The sequence below is a fragment of the Limihaloglobus sulfuriphilus genome (assembly GCF_001999965.1).
Classification (GTDB): domain Bacteria; phylum Planctomycetota; class Phycisphaerae; order Sedimentisphaerales; family Sedimentisphaeraceae; genus Limihaloglobus; species Limihaloglobus sulfuriphilus.
This window is the reverse complement of sequence record NZ_CP019646.1, coordinates 2752671-2778105: the sequence shown is the minus strand read 5'-3', so window position 1 is coordinate 2778105 and position 25435 is coordinate 2752671. Positions and strand designations below refer to the sequence as shown.

The window sequence follows — 25435 nt, the reverse complement described above, 5'->3', positions numbered from 1 at the left end:
AAACCCAAAAGAGAGCTGTATATGGAATTGTTTAAGAACACTATTACGAAGAACGCAAGAGAAAAAGCTATGACTTCAATGAGCGGGATTGACAGTATTGCGGTTGGTGCTCCCGTAGAGTATGGAGGCAGTCGGGATACGTTGAATCCGGAAGAATTGTTTGTGGCATCCATTAACAGCTGCATAATGCTCGTATTTTTTCATTTTCTTGATAAATTCAAGATAGAGATCTTGAGCTATAAATCAAATGCGGAAGGTACTGTCGAAAAAACCAAGCAAGGCTTAAGGTTTACCAGTGTCTCCGTTGTCGCAGAGGTCGAGGCCTTAAACAGCGAATTTGAAAGCAAGATAAGAGACGCGGCAAATTTAGCTGAAAAATACTGTCTGGTATCAAACTCGGTTTCCTGCCCGGTTGAATATTCTGTCAGTTTGACCTTTCCCCGTCAAAGCCGTTGACCCAGATTTTTCACTTGTAGCGGGAAAACCGGCGTGTTGTTAAGCAAGTGCCGCATAATCGGAGGATTCAGTTTATATCTTTGCACTTTCGGGGCAAAAAATAAAGGACCCATATTGCTGTAAGTCCTTTATTATGTTGGTTTATGGAAAATAGCGGGGGCAGGACTCGAACCTGCGACCTCCGGGTTATGAGCCCGACGAGCTGCCAACTGCTCTACCCCGCAATAAGATAAGAATCGCAAGTATATAAACTTGAGCCTTAGAGTCAATGAAAAAAAATCATTTTGTTAACTTTTTTTCCAGCGGGGATTAGAGATTGGTCATTGCGTCCTCAGCCGCAGCAGACGGTCGAGGTATCGGGAAGTCTTTTCCATCGGCAGGCCCATTACGTTTGTAAAGCTGCCTTCTATGCGTTCAATGAACTTATCGCTCTGGGGGTCCTGTATGCCGTAAGCGCCGGCTTTACCTTTCCAATCGCCGCTTTTGACATAGTCAACAATATTGTCCTCAGAGATTTTCTTTGGATAAACGGTTGTAACATCAGTGTCTATAAGCTCTGTGCCTGTATCTATGCAGATAAACGCGACAGCAGAAACCAGCTCATGCGGACTGGCAAAAAGCCTGCGTATAATAGAATCTGCGTCTTTGGCATCTGCTGGTTTGCCAATGATCGAGTCATCCTGTCGAACGATAGAGTCTGCGCCTAAGACAAGTCTGCCTGGGTGTTTAAGTGCAACCGCGAAGGCTTTGGCCTTGGCCAGTATCGAGGCGTATTCAAAAACGGACAAACCGTCTGCAGGGTAGGCATTCTCATCAATGCCGGAGGGCAGGACTTCAAATTCATAACCGGCTTCTTTTAATAATTCGCTTCTGCGCGGCGATGAAGAAGCCAGTATAAACGGTTCGTTATTTTTACTCATCGTTTCTCCATACTAAATAAAGACTTGTGTAAATAACAACTGCAATTATACATAAACAAACATATTTGGCAATATAATTGAGGGGGAAAAGCGCCAATAAAGCGCAAAAAATTGGAGCGTCCGGGGAGGACGCTCCGGGAAGGGTTGTGGTTTAAGGAGCACAAAATGGAACATGGATATTGACAAGTCCTTCAATGACAAGTGGGTCGCTCATCACTGACTGGCATAGTGGTTGTCTGGTTTAGGAGACCATTTGTTGGACAAATGTTTAGGAGGCTTTTGTAATGCCAGACTTGCCAAAGGGTAATGTCCCATATGATATGTATAACTTATTTTAAAGAACCTCGAATAAGGGATTTACTTTTACACCCAAATAATTCCGAGTATGTTTATAACATAATAGGGAAACCATAACAACTAGTAATTCTACGGGTTTTTTGCAGAAAATGTCATATTTTTCATCAAAAATCGATTTTACGCTCATTTTGCGTTTTACCTGCCCGCATTCTTAGGGGGTGAATAGACTTTTTTGGATATTTCTTGATTTTTATGCCGCTGCTTACGATACTTATTGTAAATTACCTCCATTAACATTGAACAGACCTATGAGTGATAAAAATAAAAACACTGCAGAAACAGAAAAAATGAAAGCCAGGGAAGCCGCCGCCCGGCTGCGGCTCGAACAGAACTGGATATCAACTGCCGCTGTTGCAATTTTAGCGGCTGTTGCTATAGGGTTTACCCTTGAGTACGCAAAGACGGTATTGATACCGTTCGTGCTTGCTTTGTTTATAAAGCAAATGGTTAAACCTCTTATTGACTGGCAGATGTATCGGCTCAGGATGGTACGATTCGCGGCAGTTCTGCTGACTCTGGTGATAGTTCTGCTTATTTTTACCGGTCTGTGCTTCTTTTTTGCCAGCACAGTGAGCACAATTGCCGGCAAGGCGGCTGATTACGGCGATAAGTTTGTTCAGATGCTTGAGATGCTCACCGAAAAACTGGAAAATTCCGGTTTCGGCATACAAAAAGAACAGGTCTCCGACGAAGTTCTCCAGCAGCTTAAAAACAAGATACCATCGTTTATATCCACATCGTTTGGAACTTTAATGGGTTTTGTTACAAATTCATTTTTAGTGGCGATATTTCTGATGTTTCTTCTGGCCGGTTATAACCCGGATAAAATCCCCGAGGGAATATACGCAGACATCAGTAATCAGATCAGTAAATATCTATCGATAAAGTTTGCTGTTTCATTTGTAACAGGGATACTGGTCTGGGCGATTTTGACCATCTGCAACCTTGAGCTTGCGTCATTTTTCGGAATTCTGGTGTTCATACTGAATTTTATTCCCAATCTCGGCTCAATAATCGCCACGTTTCTGCCGCTGCCGATAGCTCTGGCGCAATACGAGAATCCTTTGATGATGGCAGTGGTTGTGCTAATACCCGGGGCGATCCAGATAACGATCGGAAATATCGTTGAACCCAAGCTGATGGGTAAGGGGCTGAGTCTGCATCCGGTAACGATACTGCTGGCTCTCTCTTTCTGGGGACTCTTGTGGGGCATAATCGGGATGCTTCTTGCAGCACCGATAACAGCTATAATCCGTATAGTCATAATGCGGTTTGAGACACTGCGTCCGCTTGGTTTGCTGATGGCGGGCCAATTCCCCGATATGGACGAGTCTATGCCGATGAATAATTCTGAAAAACAAAAGAATGAGGAGTCCTGAAATGGCTTTTAACTTTAATACCGGATTTGAAAACCATATTGTCAGAATAACACTTAAAGGCAGACTTAACTCTGAACAGGCTCATGAGCTGGACAAAGAGATAAAAAAATTGCTGAAGGAACATGATTTTGAAACGATGATTCTCGATATGAAAGAGCTTGAGCTTATAACCAGCACGGGCATTGGGATCATAATAAAGGTTAAAACCTATCTGAGCAGACTCCATAAAGAGCTGATAATGCTGCACATGCAGCCGCAGGTTAAGAAAGTCTTTGAAATTGTCCACCTGCTGCCTACGCTCAATGTCTTTGAAGACAAAAATGAGCTGGACAGCTATCTGTACAAAATCCAGAAAAATCCGGCTGAAGAAATCTAACAACAACCGGCAGGGCCCTCTTTTAGTCAAAAATACTTCGGATGCCTTCTTTAATCAGGCCCTCAACAGTCGTGTCGGGATTAGTTTCATCTCCGGTTTGTTTCTGGGTCTCGCTTCCGCCTAAAGCATCCCTCATTAAATTATCTATGCGGTTTGCAGCCTGCTGCTTGAGAACGGCTTCAACTTCAATATCAGGATTGTTCATTAAACCTGACAAAGGCACTTCGACTCGCTTCTGTGAGTTCTGGAGCTGGTTCGTCCTGACAAGTTCGCCGTTTAAGGTTATGGGCAGTGTAAGCAGCAAATCCATCTTCTTAGTTGAATCCACAGCCCCGGACAACTCAAAAGGCACATTGTCAACATCCATAATCATTCGTTTATAGCTCATCCTGCCTTTATTGAAATCAAAATCTGTCGGTAGGACATTTATCTGAGCGGTCAGCCTGTCAAGACCAAAGGCACTGAGAACTCTGTCAAACAGCGGTGCGGCACTGAATTTGATTTTGTTAATTCGGTAGGATCCTTCAATTTCAGCGGTATTCATGTCCGCAGATTGAAGCGGTATAGAAAATTTAGTCAGGTCAGCTGTCACATAGCCGCTCAATCTGGACGAAGTGGCAATGAGCGGCGTGAGTCTTTGCATCAGTTCCCTGGCGGATTCCTCGCTTATGAAGACATTATCGATCAGGCGTACAGGAGTCTTTATCGTCAGCGGCCAGAGTTCTTTGTTGAAATCAACCTTAATATCGGCGTTTACCGTGCCTTCGTTTACCGGCACTGATAAAGGATCCACATTGAGAACGCCGGCAGCAATGGCGGCTTTGATTTTGGCTGCGCCTGTTTTGATTCCTTTGTAGTTTATGCTGTCAAAACCGAAAGAAATGTTTCCAGAGACTGAATCAGGAATCTTTTTTGGCTCTGCGGCGGGCCAGCTGCCTTTGAGCTTTAAATCAAGCCGGTCTTTACCTGCAACCTTTAGGGCTTTCATGTTTTCAGGTATCAAGTTAATAAAATCAGTTGTTAGCTTGAGAAGGTCATAATCTGCGGTAATGTCGGCATCGATAGACTGGGTAGTTCCGTCATTGCCCAGGTTAAGAGCCGCGATATTCATTTCAAGATTATCCAGCTTGACAACCCCTCCCCTGGAGGTTTTAAGGGTCTTGTTCAAAGCGTCGAATTCAGCATCCAGGTCGGCATAGATGTTCTTCTGCTGGATAAGAGTCTTTGCCTCAGAGATAACCGAAAGCCCCTCAATGGTCGATTTGTCCAGTAAAACAGCGTATTTATTAGTATTTACAGACGCTTTTCCCGAGGCGTTGAGTTTTCCGCTTACAACATAGCCGGCCAGCTCGGGCTTGATTAGTTTTGCCCAGTCAAAAAGTTTCTTCAGCGACAAATCTGCCTTAAAGGAAGCCTTATGACTGCTGCTGTCGGGATTTAAGTTCATATCGAAGAGCCTGAGCATTCCCGCTGTCAGCTCCAAACGGAAATCCTCAACGTAGCAGCCCTCACCGGCGGATGTGCCGCTGGGCAGGGAAAATTTAAAGGCGGATTGTATATCCGGTTCGATTATGCTGATGTCTTTAATCTTATCCTGCACTTTAAAGTCTTTTATATTTGCCGAACCGTCAAATTTAGCCATGCCGTTCTGGCGGCTAATGATTCCGGATGAGTTGAATTTGCCGGCAAAAGTCATATCATCGCTGCCTGTTGCGAAACGGACGAATCGATTTATTCCGGTGATGTCAACATCAGCAGTGAAGTTTGCCGCTTCGACCGGGCCGGAGCTTTTTATTTCGAAAAAGTCGCTTGTAAGGCTCATCTCTTCGATCGTTTCAAGTTTATATTTTGAATCGACCTTAACCTTTGAGACTAACTGTACCGGCTTGGATAGCCTGACCAGTTCGCCGTTAGAGCTGGCGGAAAAGTCATTCAGGCTCAATTCTGAAGAGGTTAAAACTCCCGAATCCAGGTTATCCATTTTAAAAGAACCCAGCAGACGGCCGGATTTAACTGTAAAACTTCCTGCGGGCCGTTCCATAACCATGCAGGTATCAAGCATCTTTTTGATGTCAATATCGAGATTGCCGTTGAGGGCAAAATTGCCGATATTTGAAATAGTCTTGAGGTCAAATTGCTTTTGAGGTATCTTGCCCTCAAGATTTATCGTACCGAAATCCGTGGAGCAGTAAAATTTGTCAAAATAGAGGAATTGTTCGTCGCCGCGCAGTGATATATCACCGGTGATGCTCTCTATTTCAATGTCTTTAATGTTTTCAACCTCGGATTTCACCTTGAACTCACTGCTGTTTGAGCTCGCTGTGAAATGGCGGATGGTTTTGTTCTCCATCTTCGTATTGATATTGAGATCAACCACACCGGAAAGTTTGACCGGAATCTGGAGTACCGTAGCTGCCGGCTGAAGAACCGACATGTCAAGTTTGTCGATATTGCACTGGAGGCTGAGCGTCTCGGGGATTCCGTTTGAGGGAGTAAGGAATTCCGATTTCAAGTTTACAGGGTAGCTTTGCTCATCGGCGATGATGTTCATTGTTACATCAAGTTTGCTGGGGTTGCCGGGTTTATCAATATTGATATCAGCATTAACGCCGGTAAAACGGAGCAGCTCGACCTTAAAATCAGTAATAGCCTGGGTTGTTATAAGTGTGTTTATTCTGAATCTGGAGTTTTTGACTTTCGCCGCAAGACCAGTCAGGCTGAACTTGAAATCCTGGCCGCATATAACGGTCTGCGGGCTATTCGCCCCGCCGGCCTGGTAAACGGCGGGCTCATTCTGCTCGGGGGTTAAAATTGTTACAGAAACGTCCGCAGCGTCAAGAACAACATCCTTGAGAACAATTTCCTTTTTGAATAAAGGCAGATAAAGTACACGCCCCTTTAACCGGGCAGCCTGAACGCTTAGCTCTCCCTTCGGGTCATAGTAAGTTACGCTTGTTATGTCAATGCCTTTAACCCAGCTGAATTTCAGCTCTGAATAACGCAGCATTCCCCCCTCAGAATCAACCCGATTCGTGATGAACCTTTTAAACTGTTCGGTCGATACAGCATAGGGGACGCCAAAATAAATCAGAAGGCCCAGCAGAATAGAGAATACTGTGAGCAGCTTGAAAATGCCAAACACAAGGCTCGGTTTATGGTCATTAGCCTCACTTGTTTTTTTTGGTTTTGGCGTGGGTTTACGACGTTTTGGTTTGTTTTCTATATTGTCCATTTGGTCACCTTGATTAATGGTGTAGTTATAGTTTTTAAGAGTTGGCTGCTAATTCCATTCAACGTCATAACCGCATAGAGAGATATTACTCTTCCATAACTTCTTTAATCTTATCTTTAAGGATATTGTCAATCTGGTCTGAATATTTTTTTGTCATATCGTCAATATCCTTCTTGCCCTTATCGCGGTCATCTTCGGTTATAACCTTGCTTTTTTCCTCGTCATCAAGCTGTTTGTTAGCGTCCCGCCTGATATTTCTGATAGCTATTTTCTGTTGTTCAGCCATTTGTTTGAGCTGTGCGGCTATTTTTTGGCGGCGTTCCTCTGAGAGCGGCGGAATCGGCAGGCGTATCGTACCTCCGTCGGCCATGGGGGTAAGCCCGAGGTCGCTGGTTTTGATTGCCTTCTCGATATTTTTCACAGATGACGGATCAAAGGGTTTTATCAGTATCTGTGTAGCTTCCGCAATGGAAAGACTCGCCATCTGTTTCAAGGGAGTCATGCTTCCGTAGTAATCTATCTTCATGTTTTCTACAAGACCTGTAGATGCGCGTCCGGTGCGGACGCCGCGAAATTCATCCTCGAGAAACTGAACTGTCTTAGTCATGCTATCTTCGTGGGTTTTTAATATTGCTCTGACAGGCATAATTTAGATCTCCAAATTCTGTTATTTCTTATCTGATAATATTTTATAGTTTACTGATTTGAAATCAGGGTGCCGATATCCTTGCCGGCGAGAACATCAGAAATATTGTTTTCCTTAAATATATTTATCACCCGAATGGGTATATTATTTTCGCGGCAGATACTGATAGCCGCGTGGTCTATGACTTTTAAATCTTTGTGTAGGATGTCCTGATAAGTTATTTTCGGTATAAGCTCGGCTGAGGGGTTTGTTACGGGATCGTCGGTAAAGACCCCGTCAACCTTGGTGGCTTTTATAATGACATCGGCATCGATCTCCGCGGCACGTAAAGCCGCGCATGTATCGGTAGAAAAGAAAGGATTTCCGGTGCCGCCTGCAAGTATAGTGACGCTGTTTTGTTCGAGGTAGCTGATGCAGTTTCGCCGCACGAATCTTTCGTTTATCGCCGGCACCTCGATTGCACTTAGCACACGGGCGGGCTGACCTGATATCGCAAGGCCCTCTCTAAGGGCCGTGGCGTTCATAACCGTTGCCAGCATACCCATATAATCGGCGGTTGCCCTGGGTATATAGCTGTCTTTTGAGAATGTTTTACCCCTGAGCAGGTTCCCGCCGCCAACTACAATCGCAACCTGAGCGCCTGTTTTGCAGACTTTCGCGATCATTTCGGCTATTTCACGGGTCTGGGCATCGTCGATGCCGAATCCCCCCGGCTCACAAAGGCTCTCGCCGGATATCTTTAGAAGAACACGTTTGTATTTCATCATAATCAATTATACTGCATAGAATTAGACACTTACTCCGCAGAAGGCCGCGTCAGCCCGATACACTGCGAAAGTATATTATAGCGAATTATAACAAACATTACGCTTATTTCAATGTATTTCCGCAGGAAAACCTATCCTTTGGTTGAGTAATTTAACTATACGGCCCCAAAAAACGAACGCCGTTAAAATGTATAAGGTGGGACGGGTCTTGTGCAACCCAAACATCAGTTTCCCAGGCAATGTCATTAAGGTAACGTGCCATAATAGATCGGCTGGGAAATGCAGTTACATAGACAATTCCTGCTTGAGACTTAGAAAACATTTTTTCAAGCTCAATGTGTCGTTTACTATTAACAGGACCATGACTTGTAACTGATTCGACTAATATTAGCCACTTTCTTTTTTGGCAAAATATTACGACATCAGGCATTTTCCCGTGAGAATCAACTTGAACACCTAATTCAGCCAAAAGAGTTTCGTCGAAATAGCCCCATTTGTTTCCAGTATCGCCAACATAAATAAGTTTCCCATCAGGAACAAATCTTGCGCCAAAATCTTCAACAACCGCCTTAATTAACTCGCTGTGAATTCCAGGGCTAAGTTGAATATGTTTCTTTTTGTTGATCTGAACGGCTACAAGATACTGTTTTCTTTCTCTTGCGTATTGTTGAACCAAAGTTTCTCTCTTATTTAGAAACTCATGCAATTTTTGTTTCCATGTTGTTTTACCAAAATGTTTTACAGTTTCTAAAACATGCGGGGATATTTGGTATACTGCTTTAGGGCTGTTAACGGGCCTGTCCGGCCGGTCTGGATTATGGAGAGCTATGCCTGCTTGTACAAATTGGTGTATTGATTGTCTTCTGACGGTTTCTCGAGTGTTTGGTTTGTAGTCCTTGTTGTAATAAAACTTCATCCATTCCATTATGGGGGTAATGCCTATAAGAGGGTTAGAAGCATTTTGCCACTTTGCGGCAGGTTTTAAATCCAGCAGTGCCAGCAGGCACAGACCAGAGCGTACATTTTGCTGTTCTTTGGGCAAACCAAAATCTTTTAATATAAGTATTGCTTCTTCAATGTGCTTGGTCTTACGAATAGTTCCCATTTATCAGCCCGTCAATTTTGATGTCAATCAATTCTTGCGTGATCCGGTTTTGTTTTTTAGCCCATTTCCCCAACTTGACTAATGTTTCCCTGTTTGGGTATTTAAAGTTTTTCAAATCTGTAGCGTTAACCTGTGTATGTCCACTAAAACGGCGAAAGTAATTATCTACAGCAGTTGAATTTAGAAAAACAGAGAGCCCCCGGGCAATAAGTTCCGGAATCCCCTTTTTATTCTCATGAAATACGTTCAAATGGTTCTCAAAAGCGATAACTTCTGAGTTAGGAAAAATATCTGGCTCTACAACGCTTGCTACTAACCTTCGTTTTTCTTCTTTAGATGAAAAACGGCGAACAACAGTATAGTAGCCGGCAGTGTAAAGCCATTTTTGAGTTTTATTGTTAATCTCAATGGCATTTGGTTTTTTTGAGTCATCTTTTGGCCAGTATAGTCTTGAGTCTTTAAAATGGCAGGGATAAACCAAGGGGCATGTGCCATTTTCAGGATTCAGTCTTAGGTGTTCTTTTAGCCTAAAATCCACTACAGGGCCTGTTGACAGCTGAATTCCAAGTTCATTCAGGCTTGATTTCATGATTTTGGAAATATTGTGTTTACTGTAATTTGATTCATAAGGTACATGAATAAATGATTCCGGGTCGTCACGGTGAACTATATTTTCAAAACTGTATTTCTCGTATTTAATGTCATCGAAAGTATCGTCAGTTGAGATACTGACTGTGACAGGACCTTGTATTTTTTGTTTTGTCAGTGCAATAATGATGTTCTCTTGTAAAACATTATCATCTTTAAAGGCTTTGTTTCTGGAATTAAATAGATGCAGATGGTCAATGGATGTGTTTTTTAAGATGTGCCTTCTAAACGGTTTATAGTAAGGCCCATTACAGAAGCTGCGGGGGATTATAGCAACCAGTTGCCCGCTTTCTTCAAGCAGCTCGATTGACAAAGCCACAAAGGCCGAGTAGAGATTTACTGTCTCTATTCCCAAGGCAGAAAGCTCTCTTCTGTACTGGGAATTGCTTGATATCTTCTTGTAGGGAGGGTTCATTATGCAGTAAGAATACTGCTTTAGGCTATGATTCCACAAACTTTTATTTGAAAGAATATTATCAACAGACTGATGGATAAAATCGACATTATAAATATTCCATTTGACTGCAATTGCGTGTGTATTTGCGTAACTGCTGAAATCAAAAAGGTTATCGTGCAGATAACCCTTTATTGAACTGTCAATTTCATAGGAGTCGATTTCTATATTGGAGTGGTTTTTCTCTGAAATTACCCTGTCTATAAAAGCTGAACTCAGGCAGCCTATACCTGCGCCAGGGTCTAAGAGAGAAACCCGGCCTGGTTTTAATTTAAATAATGAAGCCATAAAAGAAGCGGTGCTGGAGGGGGTCATATACTGCGCAAAATTCAGCTTATTGATTTTGTTTAGCCGTTTATTCGCGGCGAGCCTGAGATTATCGGATTTTTGAAGTAAGCTGCTCTGCATCACTATAAATAATAATTAAATAGATACTTTAAATCAAAGAATAATTAAGAAATATTCTTTTTGAACTCCGCGACGAGCTTGTCTGCCCGGCGGGTTGGTTCGGGTAGTCTGTATTTACTGCAACATGCGAGGGTGATTTTCGCGGCATCGTCGATCGAGCAGTTGTTCCCCGGTGAAACAAATACGGGCCTGACGTTGTCTCGCGTCCGCAGCACCTTTCCTGTCGGCTCCCCCTTTTGCAGAAGCGGGCAGCTTTGGCCTTTACTTGGGCCGGGTTCTCTGTATTCGCCGCAGAGCCGGCTTTTGGCGCAGCCGACGGTTGGGATGTTGAGCAGGAGCCCTATATGTGCTGCCAGCCCGAGCCGGCGGGGGTGGGCGATTCCCTGGCCGTCAAAGATGACCGCATCCGGCAGGGTTTTGAGCAGCCGCAGGGCCTTGATACAAACCGGAGCCTCCCGAAACGAGAGCAGGCCCGGCACGTATGGGAAATTTACCGGCAGTTTAGTTCTGACCGTCTCGATAGTCTCAAAGTTTGCTATGTCAACCACACAGCAGCAGCACAGGATGGTTTTGCCGGCATCTGTAAACGCGCAATCTACCCCTGCGACAAGGTTTACAGAACCGTGGAATTTATTCAGGGAAATCTTTCCCGCCAGCTGTCTCTGCAGGGCGACTGCCTCTTTGGGGGATAAATCCCAGCCATGAAGTTCGCGTATTTTCATAAGCCTCTTTCAGGCGGCTACATATAATCAAATCCCTGGCCGTTGAAAAACGGGTTATACTTCTTCTCACAACGCAGTGTGGTTGAGGGGCCGTGGCCCGGATAGAGTTTCGTATCATCGGGAAGGGCGAATACCTTTTCTCTGACGGCGTTTAGCAGCTGCTGATGTGCCGCGTTGGTATCGTATCCTGGGAAATCTGTCCTTCCGACAGAGCCTGCGAAAACAGTGTCTCCTGTAAAGAGAGCTGCTTCTGATTCACAGTACAGACAGATACAGCCCGGCGTATGCCCCGGGGTGTGAAGTACCTTAAAGTCCATGCCGGCAAAGCTGTATGTCTTGCCGTCTTCGAGTATAATATCCGCCGCTGCGGTAGTGAAATTGCGGTATATCGCGCTGTGTGCGGACATGTTCCTCTCCGGCTCGTTGAGTGCCGCGGCGTCATTTTCATGGATGCATACTTTGATACCCGGGTACTTATCGCGTAAATCCGGCACCCCGATAATGTGGTCAAGATGGCCGTGTGTCAGCAGAAGTGCCTCTGGTTTAAGGGCTTGCGAATCAATTCGTGCCAGCAGTTCTTTGTTATCCATTCCCGTGTCAATGATGACACATTCGCTGGAATTATCGCCTCGCAGGATATAGCTGTTTGTCTGGTAGCTGCCTTGTGTTACTGTTTCGATTATCATGTTAAATTTTGTTTGTGTTTTAGTAGAAAAAGCCGTTCGGCTCCGGTTTGCCGTCATCGCTGTCATAGGCTGCGCCGTTGTGCGTGTCGGCTTTTACCTGTATTCTTCGTATCATTTCAGTTTGTTTTGTATTGCTGTCTATGGTGACTATAATTCCCGAAATCCGGGCATCGTCTGTGGCAACATCATACTTGTAAGGCATTTGCGTCCGCATCGCCTTAACTACATTATCGCTGTTGCGTCCCAGAACAGATTGATGCGGGCCGGTCATCCCGATATCCGTTATATATCCGGTGCCGCCGGGCAGTATTCGCTCGTCGGCGGTCTGGACGTGCGTGTGTGAGCCGAAAACGAGTGAAACCTTGCCGTCGAGGTAGTACCCCAGGGCAGTTTTTTCGCTGGTAGCTTCGGCATGAACCTCAACTACAATAATATCCGCCTCGTTTTTGAGTTTGGGCAGCAGTCTGTCGATGGCTTCAAAGGGGCAGTTTGCCGGTTTCATAAAAACCCTGCCAAGCAGTGTCGCAACCCCGACAACAGGGCCCTTGCCTGTCCGGTAAAGGGCGTATGTCCTGCCGGATGCGTGCTCGGAGAGGTTTGCCGGCTTTAGGATGTTATTCGAGCGTTCCAGTATCGGGATGATTTCCCGCTTTTTAAAAATGTGGTCGCCCAGGGTAATAATATTAGTCCCGTACCGCATAAGTTTGTTGTATATCTTTTCGGTAAGGCCCGAGCCGCCTGCCGCGTTTTCCGCGTTTACAACCACGCAGTCTATACTATGTGAGCTGACAATGCCCGCCAGCTTCTCGGCAAGGACGTTCCTGCCCGGTTTGCCTACGACATCGCCTATACATAGTATGTTAACTTTCATGGTGGGGTATCCGGTTTAGCGGTTGTTTATCGTGCGTACTCAACGCAACGCAGTTCACGAAGAAGTGTTACCTTAATTTCGCCGGGATAGGTCATTTCGTCTTCGATCTTTTTGGCGATATCACGGGCAACCTTGGTCGCGGCTTCGTCATTGACGTTTTCGGCGTCTATAATAACCCTGACCTCGCGGCCGGCCTGTATTGCATAACAGTTTGTTACGCCGCGGAAACTGCTGGCGATTTCTTCGAGTTTTTCGAGCCTCTTGACGTAGCGTTCAAGTGTTTCGCGTCTTGCTCCCGGGCGTGCAGCGCTAATGGCATCGGCGGCGGCGATAAGCGGGCTGTATGGGTTATCTGCCACAACATCACCGTGGTGAGCCTCGACACAGTTAATAATGACTGACGATTCACTGAACCGCTTCAGGAAGTTGGCTCCGATCGCCGGGTGGCCGCCTTCGACCTCGTGATCCATCGCCTTTCCGATGTCATGGAGCAGACCTGCACGGCGTGCGACTGAGCCGTCAAGGCCGAGTTCATCTGCCATAACCTGTGCCAGGAAGGCTACTTCTATATCATGGCGGAGAACATTTTGGCCGTAACTTGTTCTAAAGTGCAGGGTGCCGAGTTTCTCGAGGATCCGGTTATTGAGCCCGCGGACATCAACCTCGACAGCGGCCTCTTTGCCGATCTGGAGTACCTTGGCCTTAACCTCTTTGAGAGACTGGGCGACGATTTCTTCAATGCGGGTTGGATGAATACGTCCGTCCTGGATAAGTTTTTCCATCGAAAGGCGGGCGGTTTCACGCCGAATCGGGTCAAAACAGCTGATTACTATCACACCTGGCGTGTCATCGACTATCACGTCAACGCCGGTAGCCATCTCGAAGGCCCTGATATTACGTCCTTCGCGGCCGATAATGCGGCCCTTCATGTCATCGTTGGGAATGTCAACCGAGGCCACACAGTTTTCACATGCCTGGTCAGCCGCATAACGCTGTATTGAAAGGCTGATGATTTCCCGCGCTTTTTGCTCGACTGTGTCGTTTGTCTCCTCGATTTTCTTCTTGATAAGCGTGTTCATCTCGTATTCACACTCATCTTCAAGGCGTTTCAGGAGCAATTCACGGGCCTCATCGACATTCATGTTGGTGAGCTGGAAGAGTTTTTTCTTCTGCTCATTCATAATTTCGGTGATCTGTTTCTCTTTTCTATCGACGGCTGTCTGGCGGTCGCTCATGCGCCTTTCGGAGAGTTCGATCTGTTTTTCCTTTTCCGCCGCGAGCTCAGAAAGTCTCTGGGCGGCGTCTTCACGCCGAGTCAGGCGTTTTTCCTGTTCACGAAGTTCGTTGCGGATCTGGTTAAATTCCTGGGTGCTCTCTTCACGGCGTTTGATAAGTTCTGATGAAGCCTCAAGTTTCGCGGCTTTTATAATGTTATCAGCTTCTTTTCTTGCTTCATCTGCCCATTTTTTGTGTTCGGCCTCGATTTTCGCCGCGTTCATTTTGTCATAAAAGTATCTTCCGATAACGGCTACGGCAAAGCCGACAACGCCGGTTCCAATTCCGACGAGTGCCGTCACTGGGACGGTTCCGAAAATGCTGTATATATCCATATTTATCTTCCATAAGTCTGTTATTACTCAAAATTTAAGATTTGAAGCAGACTTGGAATGAGAGGAAAGCGTGCCTGGGGAGAAACCAGGTATAGCATACAATGCGCAATCTGGGTGTAGATTTAACTATATTTGAAAGTTGCAGCCTTTAGAAATTACCGCAAGATTTATTGAAATACTACTCATTTTTTTACGCATTTATTGTAAATATATGTAAAAGGAACAAAATCCTTTAACAAAATTCAGCTTTCCGACTCTGCTTCCGCAGTGCCTGTCGTACAAATCTATGTTTAACCGGCAGTTTCAACAATTCAAAGCTGCCGAACGCGCGTAGAGTATAATTGGGAAATCTAACCAAATCAAGAGAAATCTCACCGGCTCATGGTGTTTTTTTATAAAATTTTAAAAATTTATACTCATATTTTTAAAATTTTTTTAAATTTCGGGTATAATGGTTCTGTTGGATAATTGTAACCGGCAATGTGTATGGTAATAAGACAGGGTAACCCGGCGTTTTTTGCAAGCCGCCCGGGAGGTCTTATCACAGGCTGAGTTTAAAAGATAATATACATTTCAGGTTTGGCTTTGGTCACAAAACCGTATTTAAGGTTTTGGTTTGCGTTCATGTGGTTGATTTATGCCTGATTATAAAGTGAAACCTGAAATTTAAAGTGCAGTTCATAAGAGGACTATGAGAATAATATCGGGCAAATACCGGGGGATGAAACTTTTAAGCCCGCCGGATATAAGTACGCGGCCGGTAACAGACCGTGTCAAAGAGGCTGTGTTCAGCATAATATTCAGGTACGGTCTGCCCGAAGGGTGCAAAGTCGCGGATATATTTTGCGGCACCGGCTCATTCGGGCTTGAATGCCTCAGCAGGGGGGCAGAAACCGTAAGTTTTGTTGAGCTCAACAGGAAAGTGTGCAGCCGGCTGGAACGAAACATTGAGAAAACCGGAGCCGGTGAACAGGCCAAAGTCTTCTGCACGAACGCTTTCAAAGCGGGCGCCCCGCTGCCGGCTGGGGAGAGGAAATATGACCTTGTATTTGTAGATCCCCCATTCCCAATGAGTTATGATATTAGCCTCAAGTCAAAACTCGGCCGGCTTCTGCTGCTTCTCAACGAACAGACCGCCGAAGGGGGACGCGTACTTGTCAGAACTCACAGGCGGGTAACACTTTTGCCGGAGTATGGCCTGCTGAGTGTATATGACAGGCGGGAGTGGTCGAAAATGGCCGAAACGTTTTTGATTATGGAACCCGCGAAACCAGAAATATCAGATGCCGATGAAGAACAACAGCCAGACAACCAGAAAACTGATAACACCTGAAGATGCCGCGTTTTCTGTTGTAAGACGTTTGAACAGAAAAGGTTATCTTGCTCTGTACGCAGGAGGATGTGTACGCGATAAACTGCTGGGAATAGAGCCCAAAGATTACGATGTGGCTACGGATGCCCTGCCGGGCGACGTCTGCGATCTCTTTGGCAGGACGATTACCGTAGGGGCTAAATTCGGTGTCGTGGTTGTTATGACTGGCCGGCAGGCAGTTGAAACCGCAACTTTCAGAACTGACCAGGGTTACATTGACGGAAGGCGGCCCGAAAGTGTAAAATTTACCGATGCCAGAGAGGATGCCCTGCGGCGGGATTTCACTGTTAACGGCATGTTTGAGAATCCGCTCACCGATGAGATTATAGATTATGTCGGCGGCAGGAAAGACCTGCAAAACCGGATTATCAGAACTATCGGAAATCCCCGGCACAGGTTCGATGAAGATTATCTGCGTATGCTCAGGGCGGTTCGGTTTGCCGCCCAGCTGGATTTTGAGATCGAGCCGCAGACATGGCAGGCAATAAAGAGATATTCAGACAGGATAAATAATATAAGCATTGAACGTGTCTGCCAGGAGCTTGAGTCAATATTTGTAAGCGGCAACCCGTCACGGGGCATCGATCTGCTTTTTGAATCCGGCCTTGGCTGTGAGATATTTCAGGGTATGGATAAGCCTGAAATTGAGACGGGTATCTCTGTACTTTCAGAGCTTGGCGGGGGGCTGGGGATGCCGCTGGGACTGGCTGCGGTTTTTGTCGCCGCGCAGCGTGAAAAAACATGTAAGTATCTTAAAAAGTTAAAGTTAAGTAATAAGCGTTATTCACACGCTTTGTGGATGCTTGAAAACTTCAAGGATTTTGCTTCTGAAAAAATTGAGCTCTCCAGGCTCAAGGAGCTTTATGCGTGCAGTGAGTATCAGATGCTGGTTATGCTCAGCGAGGCCTGGCTCAGGGCAACCGGCGGAGATATGAACGGCTTTGAGAAAAATCGCAGCATCTGCTCAGGGTTTGACCGTGAAAACGTAATTCCCGAGCCGCTGCTTACTGGCGATGATGTTATACATGCCGGCTGCCCAAAGGGCCCGACTGTCGGCAGAATACTAAAAGAGCTCAAAAAACTCCAGCTTGAAGAGATTATAAACACAAAAGAACAAGCGGAAGAATGGCTCAAAACCCAAGTGTCTAAATAATACGGAATAAAAAATTGCTCTGGCTTTTCAAAAATATTAAATCACAAATTATGCTTATCATCTTTTGGACTGCGATTATCCTGACCCTGCGGTTCTTGAGCCTGAATAATCATGCATTCTTTCACATGATTATAGAACTGTTTGTTGTTATCGTTTCGTTCTGCATTTTTATCCTTGCCTGGAATTCCCGTTCCTTCACAAATAACCGTTTCCTGATTTTTATAGGGATTGCTTATCTGGCAATAGGTTTTTTTGACATGTTTCACTTTATAGCATATAAGGGAATAAGTATTCTGTATGAGGATGGTTCTAATCAGTCTGCACAATTCTGGATAGCGGCAAGGTATATTGAGAGTCTATCGCTGTTGGTGCTGCCCAGGTTCGCAAGTAAAAAAATAAGCGAGCAAACAATGCTGCTTGTCTATGGTCTGGCTACCTCTTTTTTAATGATGAGTATTGCTTACTGGGAATTTTTTCCGGTTTGCTATGCCGGCGGCGAGGGTTTCACCGCTTTCAAGACGAATAGCGAATATTTGATTTCCGCTATCTTTTTTGCATCGGCTATTGTGATTTTCAGCCGTCGAAAGCAGTTAGGAGGCGAGTTTGTCCTGCTTTTGATAACCGCTGTAATTCTCAAAGTGTTTTTTGAGATAATCTTTTTTTCATTCCCTAATGTGTATGCAAGAACATATTTCGCTGCTCATATAGTTCGTGCAGGATCTTTTTATCTGGTTTTCAGGGCGATAGTTCAGGCCGGGCTTATGATGCCATATACGCGTGTTTTCGAAAACCTTAAGAAAGCCCAGCAGCAGCAGCGGGAGGCTATCGGCCATCTCGAGGAGATAGTCGAAAAAAGGACTATAGAGCTCAAGAAGGGCAAGGATGATTTGCAGGCGCTGGCTATAAAGCTGCTGAGTTTTCAGGAAGAGGAACACAAACGGCTTGCCCTGGAGCTGCATGATGACCTTACCCAGCGTATAGCATATCTGGCGATAGAAATCGGCAGGGTCGAGATGGCGGCACGAAAGGCTAAAGAATCTGTTATTGGCCAGGATCTGGCCAAGGTCAACGGCGAGCTTGCTGATCTGTCAACTTTTATTCACGATATGTCCCGCCAGCTGCACCCATCGATACTTGATGAATTAGGTATTCTGGAGGCTGTCCGTTCAGAGTGCAGAATCCAGTCACTTCACAGTGAAAGTGTTGAGATAATCTGCCGTGCGGAGAGTCCCCCTGAAAAGCTGCCCCCGAGAGAGTCTCTTTTTGTTTACCGGATTATTCAGGAATCCCTGCGGAATGCCTGTAAGCATTCCGGCTGCACGCGCATTGAGGTTGTCTTCGATGACAGGCCAAATACTCTCAAGGTTGAAATCATAGACAACGGCAAGGGCTTTATGCCTGAAAAACTTAGCGGCAAAGGCCATCACGGCATCGGCTTGGCAAGTATGAAAGAAAGAGCCGTTCTGATTCGCGCCAAACTCGAAATCATATCTGCACCCGATAAGGGTACAACCGTATCGCTATTGGTTGTCAAGCCGAACGATTACTGAGAATGAGTTACGGGCCAACCGCTTGTTCTGCCGTTACATGAGGTTCGGTTATTCTTTGAGCATATAATCTTCTGTTACCGTTCCGTCATCGCTGTCGTCTTCGATTCTGGCTCTGAGACGGGCGAACATTTTCTTCATGTCTATCAGGCCGCCGATCGTAAACCAGGTTGTTGTTACCGCGCTGAGCCCTATGGATACATATATGAACCATCTCCAGAACGTTATCCAGAAACTGTCTGTGAGTTTAACAAAAAAGTTGATGGTTATAAGACCGGCAAACATTGCAATCAGCATAAATGTCCAGGAAACCATCGCGAGATAAATTATCTGGTCTTTGCGGTTAAAATCTTCATTTAATCCTATTAGCCTTTTAAGCCTGTTTACCGGTTTAGCCGCAGCCCGTGTCTTATCTTGTTCGACGGCATATATACCCCTGTGCAGCAATTTGTCAAGGTTTGCGGTTTTGGGCCATATCAGTGAAAAAATGATATACATCGAGATAGAAGATATCGCAACCCAAAAGGCCACTGTTGTGCTGTGCTGGGATATTATGAAAGAAATAGCTTTATTTGTAAATGGGTATATGACATGGATTTGTCTTAACGTCATAGTCCCTACCGACAATACCGCGCCGGTTATCATCGCCGCCCAGGCACCCGCCGTTGTGCCGCGTTTCCAGTAAAGTCCGCCTATGATGACTGAGCCGGCACCGCCGATAAATATCGCTCCGGTAATCTGGAAAAACATGATTATCGCTTCGCTCTGGCGGAAGAACAGGCTGAAAAAGAAAATAAACACGGCCACACCAAGGATTGAGAGCTTGAGGTATCGCATATGCTGTTCTTTTGTGAGCGGTCTGTTGCGGAACGGAAGTATAACATCCTGGACAAAGATACTGCCCCATGAATGCAGGTATGTGTCGTGGGTACTGATAAACGCCGCGAGCATTACCGCCATCAGCCCGCCCTGTATGCCGATCGGCAGTATATGCCTCAGCGCCACAGTCGCCGTCACCTGCTGTCTGATTGTCTGGTTTTCTATGGAGCTTAGAATTTCATGGGCAGGCTGTGCCTGCTGGGCGAACGCGGGGTTGTTCATGAATGTATATGCGCAAATTGGAAGCATCAGGACAAAGAGGTTTTGCGTGATCAGCCTCCAGACGCTCAGGCTCTTGCCCATTCTTGCCTCATGGGCGTTGAGTGCGGCGGAGTTATAGCCCTGTGCGCCCTGCCAGGAGAGAAAACCGTACGCCGCGGTAAATGCCAGTATCATGTAGAATGTCAGATTGAATGTTTCACTCTTGGCGACATCGAAAGGGTTTATCATCGAAGCGTTTTCCGGTGCCTTGCTGAGAGTGGCTGTAATATCATCCCATTTAAACATAAACATCGCAGTTATGATTATTATAAGGAACATTATGTTGCAGAAGGCCCCCTGTATAAAGTCGGTTACCATAACCGTAATCTGGCCGCCAACGAAGGTGAAGAAAAGAGAGATTGATATAAGAGCAAGCATGAAAGCAACATAGATGCCGGTTGTTTCCTCGATTCCCATGTAATTCATGAAAAACCGTGCGCCGACAGCGGGAAATATCCCAAAATTTAAAATTCCCGAGAACCAGATAATAATTCCGCAGAATATCCTGAACCGCCTGCTGTATCGCATCTCAAAAAACTGAGCAAGAGTCAGAGCTCTTGTCTGGCGGAACCGGTAAATCACCCAGCCCGAGAGGCTAAGCACCGCCGGTATTATAGTAAGCCGGAACATGTCCCACCATATTCCCGGAAAACCGGCCTGGTAGAATATTTCGAACAGCATAACTATTGTTATGGCACCAAGAGCTGACATACCGTCGGCTATACAGAGCATATAGCGGCCGGCGGTTCTGTTGGCGGCGAGGAAGTCGGCAACAGACCTGTTGAATTTCTTGGTATAGAATGCCATTGAAATTATTATGGTCAGCAGTCCGGCTATAATCGCCCAGTCAATAAAATGGAGGTTCATATTCTGTTCCCTTTAAGTTATGTTTTTATTTCTTCGCTATAAAAGCGCCGATATCTGTAAGTTTATTCTGTAAATCGTTTATATTGATCTGCGAAAGCCGGCAATTTTGTTTTGCGGCAATCGCGGCAGCCGCGCCGGCAGCCTGGCCAGTTATAAAGCAGCCGGGCATGGTCCTGATTGAGCTCTGCATCTTCTGATCGGTTGAAATACATCTGCCCGCGACCAGCAGGTTCTCCAGTCCTTTTGCCCTGAGGCTTCTGTAGGGTATTCCATAGTGTTCACCCGGCTGATATCTGCTTGTGTGAAACCGGTTTTGGAATTTTTCGAATTCTTCTTTCGCGGCGCTGCCCGGGTGGATGTCTATCTCGTAGCAGTAGCAGCCTATCTGGTCGTCAAAACTTCGCCTGCTGATGTAGTCATGGATATTGAGTACGTATTCGCCGCGTATTCTTCTGGATTCACGCACGCCCATCAGCGAGCCGGAGGCGGCAAGCTCGGCGTTTTCATAGCCCTTAACATACTTATTATAAAAGACTTCGTATTCTTTAAGGTACTTTCTGCCGGTTATAAAACCCCGTGTTAAAGAATCGGCATCTGCCGCGTTAAGGTCAAATACATGTCCAATGTTGGCAGAGCCCAGGTTTTTGCCGGTTTGGGCCATGCCGGAGTGATGGCGGTCTTCCACAGTGAATATTTTGTCCCTGAACGCCTTTTCGAGCAGCTCAGCAATATTGAGCTTATCAGGGGGCTCTGCCCTGTTCCAGTCTATGTTTGCCCAGAGGCTGCAAAGAGTGCCGGGCATGGTATTGCCGTTTTCGTCGCCAAACGAGTATTCCGCGCCGCAATGCAGAGACAGCTCACCGTCGCCGGTGCAGTCTATGAACACATCCGCTTCGACAGCGAAAGTACCGTTTTTTGAGTGGCAAACGGCATATTTTACGCTTTTATCCTCTACAACAGAATCTACAACCGCTGTCTGGAAAGTGAAATCAAGACCGGAATCAACCGCCATCGTATCGTATATGCGTTTGAGTTTTTCCGCCGGAATTGACAGGTATTTGTCTTTGTAAAGTATTCCACCGGCCTGTTTTACAGCATCATATACTTCTCTGCCGAATCCGTCGGCGAGAAAATTGACACCATCGCCAAACTGCATGAAAAGCGGCACATACCCGGCAGTTGCCATACCTCCAAAGCATGTATGAGATTCTGCCAGATAAACCTTCAGCCCCTCTCGTGCGGCAGTAACGCCGGCAGATATGCCCGCCGAACCGCCGCCGGCGATGAAGATATCAACCTTGTCGCGAAGAGGTATATTTTTGTTATAGTGTATGTTTTTCATAGATTTAGGAGCAGATACCAGTCTGTAATTTGCACAAGCAGGAATTATAGCATAAGCTGTTTTAAATAAACAGTATATCCTTGAAATTCTAAAGAAACCATAATTTTCTTGTATTTGACGTATCGGTACGTTATTGTATTTATCGTACTGTTGGGTTCAAGAAGATTTTATAAAATTAAATCAGAGGTTTTTAAAATGTTTTTAAGTACATGTTTTAAAAAGTTTTTACAGCCGCGTGCCTTGTTTTTGGGTTTAATTGTGTTCAGTGTTTCTGCCGCACACGGAAGGGCGGTTACTTACGGCAATCTTAGCGTTGGCAAGTTTTATAACGTCAGCAGGGCCCCTCACAGCTCGTATCCTGACCGCTGGGCAAACGACTGGTGCAGCGGCGCCAAACTTACTGATGAAGATACAGGAATAGCCTGGCCGCTTGATCAGTGGGTTGGCTGGTATGATGAGGGAGTCTATTCGTTAGATATAATTCTTGATTTAGGCAAGGTTTACGAGGTTGATAAACTTCGTATAAGGCTGAGTTCGCGGCAGCAGTACGGGATAGAATTTGCCGATTCGGTGCAGTTTTATACCCGCAGTGATACGTCAGAGCAGTGGCAGGCTTACGGTTCCGCTGTAACAAATCTGGAAGAAAGCTATTCTTATCAGGCCCAGTGGGTGGAGCAGCAGGCCGGCACAGTTAACGCCCGATACATTAAGTATGAGCTTATCAGCCCGGAATCCGCCCACATGTTCATCAGCGAAATAGAGGCCTGGGGCAATATCGCAAACAGCTGGAAACATGTTCCCGATTGGGGCTGTTACCACGGAGCTTACGCCAGCAACACAAATTACTGGATGAGCCTGGGAACGTTTGAGAACCAGATACAGAAACAAAGCTCAATTACTCTGTGGTATGCCAGCATGGGCGCATCAAATTTTAAGGATTATCTCGGCTCTCTCTGGAAGAGCCAGTACGGGCTCACTTACAATCTTGATTACAGCGGCGCCAGGCTGCTGGAGGTTGGCTGGGAACCACAAGCCAATATCACAGCGGAAGATATAGCCGGCGGTTATTATGACCAATACTTTGAAACATTCTTTACCGAGTCTATAGATTATGCCAACAGAAACGGCAATACCGATCCTGTGTGGCTGCGTCCTATGAGTGAAATGAACGGCGGCTGGACATTCCCTCCCAACGCTGCCGCCTGGGGCGGAGATCATCTGAATTTCAGACGCGCATGGCGGCGTATGTTCAACATCGCCGAGCAGGTCGGGACGGAGCCGCACCATATTTTTGTATGGTCGCCAAACGGCTATACTTACAGCTCACTCCATATGCCCGACAATTATTATCCCGGCGACCAGTACGTTGACTGGCTGGGCATAAGCATCTATCCGCAGGGCGAAAGCCCCTATCCGGAGGATATTCTGACCGGTACTGCCGGCCCCGGCTCGTTCGATTTTTATGGAACTTACGGCTATAAACCCATCATAATCAGTGAAGGCGCTTACCGTCTTGACAGCGGCATTGACGGGATAGAATGGATTAACCAGTGGTTTGATTTACCGTATAACTATCCAATGATAAAGGCTTTGGTGTGGTTTTACATCCATGACTCCGAAACAAATTCCCTCGTGACAGAGCCGTATATGAGCCTGTACCGCCGGCGGCTAGCTGAGCCGTATTATCTGACCCAGTCCGTAGCCGGAGTGGTTGATCTGGACAGAGACGGGTTTGTCAACCTCTGCGACTATGAGGGTCTCGCCGGCAATTGGGGCGGAAATATATCCAATCTTGCAGGCGACATAACAGGGAATAATACGGTTAATATCGAAGATTTGCTGATATTCAGTGAATATTGGCTGAAAAATCTTTAAAAGAACCGGATCTGGCCATGTTTTTGTTACCATTTAATTTTAAAGTATTTATAAATCGTCAGGACTCTGTTTGCAGCTAACGTACCGGTACGTATGCCTAAAAATTTGAGTTTTCCGGATTTTTTTGTTGACCCAAACGTACCGGTACGTTAAACTCGAATCATAACAGTTATTAAGAGTAACGTTCTTGTGAGAGAAAGATTAGTAATCAGAGAAAGTTAAATCGTGTCCAATACTGTAACATTACAGGTAATAGCAGACAGAGTGGGTGTCTCCAAATCAACAGTGTCTGACGTTTTGCGTGCCCGCAAATCAAAATATAAAGTCAGCCAGGCAACCAGGGACAGAATCCACCAAACCGTTAAAGAGCTCAACTATGTGCCCAACGCGGCAGCAAGGGCTTTGGTTACCGGAAAGACTCACTCTATAGGCTTCCTCCTTTCTTCCAGAACAAATCTGGGGCTGGCGAACAACTATTTCGCGTCGATTCTTTCCGGAGTACAGGCCGCGGCCAAGGAAAAAGGCTACAGCTGTGTTGTTAACTGTTATGACATGTCCAGCGTCAAAGACTTTGTGATGCCCTCAAAAGTAAGAAAGAAAATAGTTGACGGTATTGTTATCAGCGGACGCATAGAAGAAGATGTTCTTCAGATGTTCGTTGACAGCGGCCTGCCCTTTATTCTTGTCGGTGAAAGCACCGACTTTACAGTTGACGGCATTCTCTCGGTCGCCAGAGACCTTCCCGTTGACTGGATCAGCTCGTTTGAGTACCTGGCAAAGCTGGGCCACAGGAAAATCGCCGTCGGCGGCCTCGAGACATCGCTTGGCTGTGTTGTCTTTCAAAAGTCAATACAGGCCTTCCGCGAACAACATCCCGAGTACGATATCGAGTTCTCATCTTATAAAAGCCTCAACGCTGACACGGGGATAATGAATATAGCGTACCAGCAGGGCATCGAATGGGCAAAATCAAGCGAGAGGCCAACTGCCGTGGTCGGCCATGACCAGTGGTGTGTCGGGTTTATTTCCGCAGTTCTGGATTCAGGTTTTTCCTGTCCGGGCGATATAAGCGTGATAAGCAGCTGCGACACTGATTTGTGCAGGTGGTTCCGCCCGTCAATAACGGCTATGGAGCTGCCCCTTTATCAGGGTGGTAAAAAAGCAGCAGAAGTTCTTGTTGACTATATAGATAGAAGTATTACATGGATGGAGGCCAACCGCCTTGCAAACCAGATATGGACTAACCATGAGCTGGTTATCAGGGATTCGACAGGCCCATGTGCTAATTTGAAAAAACAAAATATAAAAGGTAAAACTGGTGCGGCATAAAAGGTCAGTGAACCAGTGAAACCCGAGGGAATCACCGGTTCACATAATAGCTGAGTAGCTGCTCAACATTAGAAAGCTATTATATTTAGAGTCGAAACAGACTCAAGGTCTTTTTTCCTGCCGGCTGAAACGGGGGTTATGCCCCTTTGAAAGTAGTTTTTAGACGGAGTTTG

The 25435-nt window shown here is 45.8% G+C and carries 20 protein-coding genes and 1 tRNA gene; 8 read left to right on the top strand and 13 right to left on the bottom strand.

Annotation, left to right across the window (positions count from 1 at the left end):
• The first annotated feature begins 21 nt into the window (after window positions 1-21).
• Complete coding sequence (locus SMSP2_RS10625; protein ID WP_146683923.1) at window positions 22-456, top strand: OsmC family protein; 435 nt, start codon at window positions 22-24, stop codon at window positions 454-456.
• A 151-nt stretch (window positions 457-607) separates the two neighbouring features.
• On the opposite strand, the gene SMSP2_RS10620 is transcribed toward SMSP2_RS10625, so the two are convergent.
• Both SMSP2_RS10620 and SMSP2_RS10615 read right to left on the bottom strand, forming a co-directional pair.
• Window positions 608-680, bottom strand: a tRNA-Met gene (locus tag SMSP2_RS10620).
• A 96-nt stretch (window positions 681-776) separates the two neighbouring features.
• On the bottom strand, window positions 777-1376 hold the full coding sequence (locus tag SMSP2_RS10615) for a Maf family protein (RefSeq protein WP_146683922.1): 600 nt from the start codon (window positions 1374-1376) through the stop codon (window positions 777-779).
• Window positions 1377-1981: 605 nt separating this feature from the next.
• Here SMSP2_RS10615 and SMSP2_RS10610 point away from each other — a divergent pair.
• Window positions 1982-3112 (top strand): AI-2E family transporter, encoded by a 1131-nt coding sequence (locus SMSP2_RS10610; RefSeq protein WP_146683921.1) that lies wholly within the window; start codon window positions 1982-1984, stop codon window positions 3110-3112.
• A gap of 1 nt (window position 3113) precedes the next feature.
• On the top strand, window positions 3114-3488 hold the full coding sequence (locus SMSP2_RS10605) for an STAS domain-containing protein (RefSeq protein WP_186804684.1): 375 nt from the start codon (window positions 3114-3116) through the stop codon (window positions 3486-3488).
• A gap of 22 nt (window positions 3489-3510) precedes the next feature.
• On the opposite strand, the gene SMSP2_RS10600 is transcribed toward SMSP2_RS10605, so the two are convergent.
• From SMSP2_RS10600 to rny, 9 genes are all read right to left on the bottom strand, one after another.
• Window positions 3511-6720, bottom strand: coding sequence for a hypothetical protein (locus SMSP2_RS10600; RefSeq protein WP_146683919.1), 3210 nt, complete (start codon window positions 6718-6720; stop codon window positions 3511-3513).
• An 85-nt stretch (window positions 6721-6805) separates the two neighbouring features.
• The gene (gene frr / locus SMSP2_RS10595) at window positions 6806-7327 is read right to left on the bottom strand and encodes a ribosome recycling factor (protein WP_222566331.1); all 522 of its coding nucleotides are present in this window, start codon (window positions 7325-7327) and stop codon (window positions 6806-6808) included.
• A gap of 89 nt (window positions 7328-7416) precedes the next feature.
• Window positions 7417-8130: a UMP kinase gene (gene pyrH, locus SMSP2_RS10590; RefSeq protein WP_146684897.1), complete on the bottom strand. Its 714-nt coding sequence runs from the start codon at window positions 8128-8130 to the stop codon at window positions 7417-7419.
• A 154-nt stretch (window positions 8131-8284) separates the two neighbouring features.
• Complete coding sequence (locus SMSP2_RS10585) at window positions 8285-9238, bottom strand: BsuBI/PstI family type II restriction endonuclease (RefSeq protein ID WP_146683917.1); 954 nt, start codon at window positions 9236-9238, stop codon at window positions 8285-8287.
• Window positions 9222-10748 (bottom strand): Eco57I restriction-modification methylase domain-containing protein, encoded by a 1527-nt coding sequence (locus tag SMSP2_RS10580; RefSeq protein WP_146684896.1) that lies wholly within the window; start codon window positions 10746-10748, stop codon window positions 9222-9224. The genes SMSP2_RS10585 and SMSP2_RS10580 overlap by 17 nt, the downstream gene beginning before the upstream one ends.
• A 44-nt stretch (window positions 10749-10792) precedes the next feature.
• Window positions 10793-11470, bottom strand: coding sequence for a deoxyribonuclease V (gene nfi / locus SMSP2_RS10575; RefSeq protein WP_146683916.1), 678 nt, complete (start codon window positions 11468-11470; stop codon window positions 10793-10795).
• A 17-nt stretch (window positions 11471-11487) separates the two neighbouring features.
• Complete coding sequence (locus SMSP2_RS10570; protein WP_186804683.1) at window positions 11488-12156, bottom strand: MBL fold metallo-hydrolase; 669 nt, start codon at window positions 12154-12156, stop codon at window positions 11488-11490.
• A gap of 19 nt (window positions 12157-12175) precedes the next feature.
• Window positions 12176-13027 (bottom strand): TIGR00282 family metallophosphoesterase, encoded by an 852-nt coding sequence (locus SMSP2_RS10565; RefSeq protein WP_146683914.1) that lies wholly within the window; start codon window positions 13025-13027, stop codon window positions 12176-12178.
• Window positions 13028-13053: 26 nt separating this feature from the next.
• Window positions 13054-14637 carry a ribonuclease Y gene (gene rny / locus SMSP2_RS10560; protein WP_146683913.1) on the bottom strand — a complete coding sequence of 528 codons (1584 nt, stop codon included), beginning with the start codon at window positions 14635-14637 and terminating at the stop codon, window positions 13054-13056.
• A 691-nt stretch (window positions 14638-15328) separates the two neighbouring features.
• Between rny and rsmD the strand changes: the two genes are divergently transcribed.
• The 3 genes from rsmD to SMSP2_RS10545 are packed head-to-tail and all read left to right on the top strand — an operon-like array spanning window position 15329 to window position 18712.
• The gene (rsmD, locus tag SMSP2_RS10555; protein WP_146683912.1) at window positions 15329-15970 is read left to right on the top strand and encodes a 16S rRNA (guanine(966)-N(2))-methyltransferase RsmD; all 642 of its coding nucleotides are present in this window, start codon (window positions 15329-15331) and stop codon (window positions 15968-15970) included.
• Complete coding sequence (locus SMSP2_RS10550; RefSeq protein WP_146683911.1) at window positions 15921-17162, top strand: CCA tRNA nucleotidyltransferase; 1242 nt, start codon at window positions 15921-15923, stop codon at window positions 17160-17162. The genes rsmD and SMSP2_RS10550 overlap by 50 nt, the downstream gene beginning before the upstream one ends.
• 50 nt (window positions 17163-17212) lie before the next feature.
• Window positions 17213-18712 (top strand): sensor histidine kinase, encoded by a 1500-nt coding sequence (locus tag SMSP2_RS10545; RefSeq protein ID WP_146683910.1) that lies wholly within the window; start codon window positions 17213-17215, stop codon window positions 18710-18712.
• A 48-nt stretch (window positions 18713-18760) separates the two neighbouring features.
• Here SMSP2_RS10545 and SMSP2_RS10540 read toward each other — a convergent pair whose 3' ends face one another.
• Window positions 18761-20716 (bottom strand): sodium:solute symporter family protein, encoded by a 1956-nt coding sequence (locus SMSP2_RS10540; RefSeq protein ID WP_146683909.1) that lies wholly within the window; start codon window positions 20714-20716, stop codon window positions 18761-18763.
• A 25-nt stretch (window positions 20717-20741) separates the two neighbouring features.
• Complete coding sequence (locus SMSP2_RS10535; RefSeq protein ID WP_146683908.1) at window positions 20742-22058, bottom strand: FAD-dependent oxidoreductase; 1317 nt, start codon at window positions 22056-22058, stop codon at window positions 20742-20744.
• 195 nt (window positions 22059-22253) lie between these two features.
• Here SMSP2_RS10535 and SMSP2_RS10530 point away from each other — a divergent pair, with 195 nt between their 5' ends.
• Both SMSP2_RS10530 and SMSP2_RS10525 read left to right on the top strand, forming a co-directional pair.
• Window positions 22254-23933: a glycosyl hydrolase gene (locus SMSP2_RS10530; protein WP_146683907.1), complete on the top strand. Its 1680-nt coding sequence runs from the start codon at window positions 22254-22256 to the stop codon at window positions 23931-23933.
• 225 nt (window positions 23934-24158) lie between these two features.
• Window positions 24159-25262 carry a LacI family DNA-binding transcriptional regulator gene (locus SMSP2_RS10525; protein WP_146683906.1) on the top strand — a complete coding sequence of 368 codons (1104 nt, stop codon included), beginning with the start codon at window positions 24159-24161 and terminating at the stop codon, window positions 25260-25262.
• Window positions 25263-25435 lie beyond the last annotated feature (173 nt).

Excerpts from the sequence above, each read along its gene's own strand:
- SMSP2_RS10625 (WP_146683923.1), top strand. The coding sequence starts at position 22 with ATGGAATTGTTTAAGAACACTATTACGAAGAACGCAAGAGAAAAAGCT.
- SMSP2_RS10540 (WP_146683909.1), bottom strand. The coding sequence starts at position 20,716 with ATGAACCTCCATTTTATTGACTGGGCGATTATAGCCGGACTGCTGACC.
- SMSP2_RS10530 (WP_146683907.1), top strand. The coding sequence starts at position 22,254 with ATGTTTTTAAGTACATGTTTTAAAAAGTTTTTACAGCCGCGTGCCTTG.
- SMSP2_RS10570 (WP_186804683.1), bottom strand. The coding sequence starts at position 12,156 with ATGATAATCGAAACAGTAACACAAGGCAGCTACCAGACAAACAGCTAT.
- rsmD (WP_146683912.1), top strand. The coding sequence starts at position 15,329 with ATGAGAATAATATCGGGCAAATACCGGGGGATGAAACTTTTAAGCCCG.
- SMSP2_RS10545 (WP_146683910.1), top strand. The coding sequence starts at position 17,213 with ATGCTTATCATCTTTTGGACTGCGATTATCCTGACCCTGCGGTTCTTG.
- pyrH (WP_146684897.1), bottom strand. The coding sequence starts at position 8,130 with ATGAAATACAAACGTGTTCTTCTAAAGATATCCGGCGAGAGCCTTTGT.
- SMSP2_RS10565 (WP_146683914.1), bottom strand. The coding sequence starts at position 13,027 with ATGAAAGTTAACATACTATGTATAGGCGATGTCGTAGGCAAACCGGGC.
- SMSP2_RS10535 (WP_146683908.1), bottom strand. The coding sequence starts at position 22,058 with ATGAAAAACATACACTATAACAAAAATATACCTCTTCGCGACAAGGTT.
- SMSP2_RS10550 (WP_146683911.1), top strand. The coding sequence starts at position 15,921 with ATGCCGATGAAGAACAACAGCCAGACAACCAGAAAACTGATAACACCT.
- SMSP2_RS10600 (WP_146683919.1), bottom strand. The coding sequence starts at position 6,720 with ATGGACAATATAGAAAACAAACCAAAACGTCGTAAACCCACGCCAAAA.
- SMSP2_RS10585 (WP_146683917.1), bottom strand. The coding sequence starts at position 9,238 with ATGGGAACTATTCGTAAGACCAAGCACATTGAAGAAGCAATACTTATA.
- SMSP2_RS10580 (WP_146684896.1), bottom strand. The coding sequence starts at position 10,748 with ATGCAGAGCAGCTTACTTCAAAAATCCGATAATCTCAGGCTCGCCGCG.
- SMSP2_RS10610 (WP_146683921.1), top strand. The coding sequence starts at position 1,982 with ATGAGTGATAAAAATAAAAACACTGCAGAAACAGAAAAAATGAAAGCC.
- SMSP2_RS10605 (WP_186804684.1), top strand. The coding sequence starts at position 3,114 with ATGGCTTTTAACTTTAATACCGGATTTGAAAACCATATTGTCAGAATA.
- frr (WP_222566331.1), bottom strand. The coding sequence starts at position 7,327 with ATGACTAAGACAGTTCAGTTTCTCGAGGATGAATTTCGCGGCGTCCGC.
- SMSP2_RS10615 (WP_146683922.1), bottom strand. The coding sequence starts at position 1,376 with ATGAGTAAAAATAACGAACCGTTTATACTGGCTTCTTCATCGCCGCGC.
- nfi (WP_146683916.1), bottom strand. The coding sequence starts at position 11,470 with ATGAAAATACGCGAACTTCATGGCTGGGATTTATCCCCCAAAGAGGCA.
- rny (WP_146683913.1), bottom strand. The coding sequence starts at position 14,637 with ATGGATATATACAGCATTTTCGGAACCGTCCCAGTGACGGCACTCGTC.